Source organism: Anaerostipes sp. Marseille-Q3525 (assembly GCF_018223505.1).
GTDB classification, from domain to species: domain Bacteria; phylum Bacillota; class Clostridia; order Lachnospirales; family Lachnospiraceae; genus Anaerostipes; species Anaerostipes amylophilus.
This window is the reverse complement of sequence record NZ_JAGTTT010000058.1, coordinates 1-4542: the sequence shown is the minus strand read 5'-3', so window position 1 is coordinate 4542 and position 4542 is coordinate 1. Positions and strand designations below refer to the sequence as shown.

Annotated in this window: 4 protein-coding genes and 2 pseudogenes; all 6 read right to left on the bottom strand. The window is 36.5% G+C overall.

All coding sequences use genetic code 11. From position 1 onward, the window contains the following. Nucleotides 1-44 precede the first annotated feature (44 nt). The 6 genes and pseudogenes from udk to KE503_RS14040 all read right to left on the bottom strand — a co-directional run bounded on the left by udk (nucleotide 45) and on the right by KE503_RS14040 (nucleotide 4199). Complete coding sequence (gene udk / locus KE503_RS14065) at nucleotides 45-674, bottom strand: uridine kinase (protein ID WP_055198047.1); 630 nt, start codon at nucleotides 672-674, stop codon at nucleotides 45-47. Between the two features lie 5 nt (nucleotides 675-679). Further along, nucleotides 680-1600 (bottom strand): carbohydrate kinase family protein, encoded by a 921-nt coding sequence (locus KE503_RS14060; RefSeq protein WP_212385660.1) that lies wholly within the window; start codon nucleotides 1598-1600, stop codon nucleotides 680-682. A 108-nt stretch (nucleotides 1601-1708) separates the two neighbouring features. Continuing rightward, a pseudogene (locus KE503_RS14055) lies at nucleotides 1709-1825 on the bottom strand (ATP-binding cassette domain-containing protein); the annotation flags it as partial. 44 nt (nucleotides 1826-1869) lie between these two features. After that, complete coding sequence (locus KE503_RS14050; protein WP_212385659.1) at nucleotides 1870-2145, bottom strand: hypothetical protein; 276 nt, start codon at nucleotides 2143-2145, stop codon at nucleotides 1870-1872. 107 nt (nucleotides 2146-2252) lie between these two features. Next, nucleotides 2253-3401: pseudogene (locus KE503_RS14045) on the bottom strand (double-cubane-cluster-containing anaerobic reductase). Between the two features lie 30 nt (nucleotides 3402-3431). After that, nucleotides 3432-4199: an acyl-CoA dehydratase activase gene (locus KE503_RS14040; protein WP_212385658.1), complete on the bottom strand. Its 768-nt coding sequence runs from the start codon at nucleotides 4197-4199 to the stop codon at nucleotides 3432-3434. Nucleotides 4200-4542 lie beyond the last annotated feature (343 nt).

Below are 4542 nucleotides of genomic sequence, written 5' to 3'. Positions count from 1 at the left end.
CACCAGAAAACTATAACTTCCAGTGCTTTTTATCGGTTTTCTTTCTATTTTGTTTTCCCGTCCATCTCATCTAATAACTGTGCGATCTTTGACACAAACAGATCAAATGCCACATCATTCTTTCCACTGTTGATCACAATATCAGCTTTTGCTCTTGTCGGCTCTACATACATGTAATGCATTGGTTTGACCGTTGCCAAATACTGATCGATGATTCCATGGAGGTCTCTTCCTCGTTCTTCTACATCTCGCAGGATTCTTCGAAGAATTCGCTCATCTGCATCTGCTTCAACGTATACCTTGATATCTAACAGATCACGGATTCGCTCATCTGCCAATAGTAAGATTCCTTCAACTAAAATGACAGGTTTGGGTTCAATTGTGATGATCTCATCAGAACGATTATGCTGATTATAATCATAAACTGGACATTCCACAGTTTTTCCTGCTTTTAACTGTTTGAGATGTTCCACAAGAAGATCTGTTTCCAGAGAATCAGGATGATCATAATTGACTGTCACACGCTTCTCAAATGGAATTCCATCCTGTCTGCGGTAATAATTATCATGATAGATCACTGTGACATCATCACCAAAATATTTTTTAACTCTGTTTGTAAATGTAGACTTTCCGGAACCGGAACCTCCGGCAATTCCTATAATTATACTTTCCATGGCATTTACCTCGTGATGCCGAACTCTTCCGGCATAAATCTTGGACAAATATTTTCTGATGTACAAATGACGGTAGATGCAAGTCTTGTACCGATCGCGCATGCTTCTCTTAATGTCTTTCCATAAGTCAGCCCAATGCACACACCTGAGAAAAATGCATCTCCAGCTCCTGTTGTATCAACAACATCTACCTTTAATGCTGGATAAACTCCGCATTCTCCGTTCTGATCAGCATAAACAGCACCTTCGCCACCCATTGTAACGACCATCTTTGGAATCTTTGCAGATTTGATACGTTCTGGAAGAACTTTGGATAATTCTTCTGCACTCATTTCCTCATAATCTTCAGAAAATAGGATTCCTGCCTCCTGCTGATTACATACGAAACATTCAATTCTTCGAATGAAATCTCTTCTCTCAATCGCAATTGTCATATTCGATACGATCGCATAGACTTTCTTTCCATATTTTTCTGCATAATGAAATGTTTTTTTCACGATCTCACGGTCAATATCAATTTCGATTACGATACTGTCTGCATCTTTAAAGATCTCGTCTCCATATTCATCAAGAATCTGTTCAATTGGTCCGTGATCTGGTCGTTTGGAAATGGACGCTACCACATCTCCTTCATGGTCAAAAACTGCAAGCCATGTTCCCATTCCATTTTTTACTTTTTTCATATATTTTGTATTGACTTTATGACGATCTAATTTGCGGATGACATCTTCACCCATTGCATCATCGTCAACAGAACTTACAAATGTTGGCTCTAATTCTACATTCGCAATGTCTTCCGCAACGTTACGGCCAACCCCACCATGAATCTGTGCGATCGTTCCCGCGTTTCTCCCATATGGGATATAAGGGGATGTAGAAAACCCCTTAATATCTATAAATACATCTCCGATTACTACAATTCCCATCGTGTATTTTATCTCCTTTGTTATCTTTGTCCTTTATCATATGGTATTCCCTCTGCCTTCGGTGCTCTTGATTTCTTAGAGGAAACTGCGAGTACAAGCAAGGAAATATGTTGATTTTCCAGCCCCATTTTTTCCTAGAAGTGCGTGAATCTCACCTTTCTTTAACTGAAGTGTGATATTATCATTCGCAACAATTCCGGGGAAACGTTTGGTAATATTCAGCATTTCAATTGCATATTAAGACATATTATTATTTCCTTCCATTTTTATTATTTGATCATACCCTGACGTTCGTTTAATTTGACAGATACTTTTGGCATCTGGTCTGTGCTGTTGTTAACTTTTCTCTTTCCATCGAAGATCTCAGCAACAAGCTTCTTATAATCGTTAACCCCAAAGTTCTTATTCCACTGTGTTGTATCTTCTGGAAGTCCAACATAGTTCTTAGACATATCATCTTTAGACACCAGTCCTAAGTTCTCAACTTGTCCTACATGATCTTTCCATGTTCCATCAAAGATAATGGAATCTAATCGGGCATTCACTGTTGCTGTAACTGTAAAATGTAAGTTTGTGTCAATCGAAAAAGAAAAATAGTATAAGAAGTCTTTTCTTGCACCATTTTTCTTTTTGTTAACATTCTAAATGTATTTTATAACATCTCAATAAAAGCTGCCATTCTTGTATTGATCTGTTCAATATCCGCCTGTGAATAATCCGTTTCAACCACTGTATATGGTATTCCTTTTTTATCTTTCACTAATTTCTTAACGATTGCCGTTTCTACATTATATGTATGACACGCCTGAAGAACAAGATCTACAACCCCATCTACATGGAAATCATCAATCAATTCATCTAACAGATCCATGCTTTTTTTATTCGGAGACATACAGAAACATCAAATATTTAAATTTTTTCTTGAAAGTGCATCATATACATCTGGTTTTTCTTCATCTCCCATTGAAAGTGTTTTCATCCCCGTACATTTTAAAAAACATACAACAACCCCGCCATTATCTTCAATCGCACGAATAACTTTCAAGGCTGCTCCTCCAGATGGAGACCCTGTCACAAGGATTCTTGGTTTCTTTCCGATATTCTTTCCTTCTTTGTATTCTTTTTCAATCTTATCTGTTACTGCATTGATTCGGTCCTCAAGTCCTTCTGTATTGATGTCAAAACCACTTCCATAAACAGTATTGATCACATCTAATCCATTAACTGGTGCCGGATCATTTGCCATGACATACTGAAGACGTCTTAATGCTTTATTGATTCCATTTCTTAATTTAATCTGATGAAGAACCGCTTCATCTGTAATCGTTGTCTCAAATTTATCTTCTAACACTTTTTTGAAACGAAGTAATTCTTTTTTATATAACTGAATTCCATCTTCTGTCTGACAATTTGGTAATTCTACGACATGAACTGGTTTAAAATCAGCAAGCATTTCATACATCTTTTTCTTTCCGTCACATGTTGTTTCTCCGACAACTAAATCAGAAAAATAGAAAAATGGACATTTATCAGTTTTGGCAAATCCATAACTTGATTTAATCAATGGACATAGATTTCTTGGAAGATCTTTTTCTGCATCCGCAATTGTTTCATCAGATACGGAACATAGTCCGACAACTGCTGCACCCATAGCATTTGGAATCTCTCTTGGCAGATAAGTACAAAATACTCCAACCACTGGAATATCTTTTTCTTTAATTTCTTTGATCGCCAGAAATGAATTTTTCCGCTGTTCTGCAAACTCCTCAAAAATTTCTGGTAACTCTTTCTTTAATTCAATCATTGTTTCAATTTCTCCTTTAAATAAAAATTATCGTTTCTTTTTTTGGATACCTAATACGGCAGCTCCGATTGCTCCTGTGTATTGACATAATGGATCGGTTGCTACTTCCTTGATCCTTAAATGTCTAGCTAATGACTGTTTCATCACATCAAACTGTGCTAGTCCACCTGAGAAAAATACCTTTGGATTCACTGGTGCCAGTTTTTGTGCAAATGCCGCAGTTCTTTGACAAATAGACTCTACACAGCCAAGGACAATATCTTCTGGCGGGATATCCTGGGCCAGTAACCCAACAATCTCACTTTCCGCAAATACAGCACACATACTATTAATCTTTGCAGGCTTGGCATCTTTTACAAAAATATCGATTTTGTCAATCTCACTTTCTACCCGTTTCATTGTCATCTCTAAAAAACGTCCGGTTCCTGCTGCACATTTGTCATTCATTAAGAAATCTGTGACACAGCCAAGGTCATCAATCGTGATTACTTTACTGTCCTGTCCGCCAATATCAATGATCGTATTACAATCTGGATTCATAAAAAATGCCCCTGCAGCATGACAGGTAATCTCTGTAATCTTAAAATCTGCTTGCTCTAACAGATTTCTTCCGTAGCCTGTTGTTACGACTACATCAATCCTTTCCTTTTCATTTATCATATCTAGATAAAGTTCTTCTAAAGATTTCCTTGGACTGATCGATGTTGGAATCATCTTCGTCTTTATGATATGATCATCTTTGAATAAGACAGCTTTTGTCATAGATGAACCTGAATCCAAGCCTAAACTTATCACTTTTTTACGCACTCCTTTTTGATAAAAATTCTTTGTAAATTTTATCATGGAAACATCCTTACTGCAAGAATTCCTTTCGAACTGTATGTGTTCTTTCTATATGTAATAAGAATTAATACATAAGCCAAATTGGTTGATTTTCTTCTCTTTTTATAAGATAATACCTTTGGCAGATATCCCATTGAGTGAATCTGACCTTGTAATTAAGGAGATTATAAAGTTTGAAACAAAATAGTAGAGGACAGCCGAAAAACAAAGAACACGACAAATAAACCATCTATTAAGGTGGTTTTTGAAAGTAATATAGACACAACATTAATTAGCTAATAAAGATAGGTTCATC

What these genes read in the sequence shown, in the direction of transcription:
- udk (WP_055198047.1), bottom strand. Translation starts at nt 674, where the DNA reads ATGGAAAGTATAATTATAGGAATTGCCGGAGGTTCCGGTTCCGGAAAG.
- KE503_RS14060 (WP_212385660.1), bottom strand. Translation starts at nt 1,600, where the DNA reads ATGGGAATTGTAGTAATCGGAGATGTATTTATAGATATTAAGGGGTTT.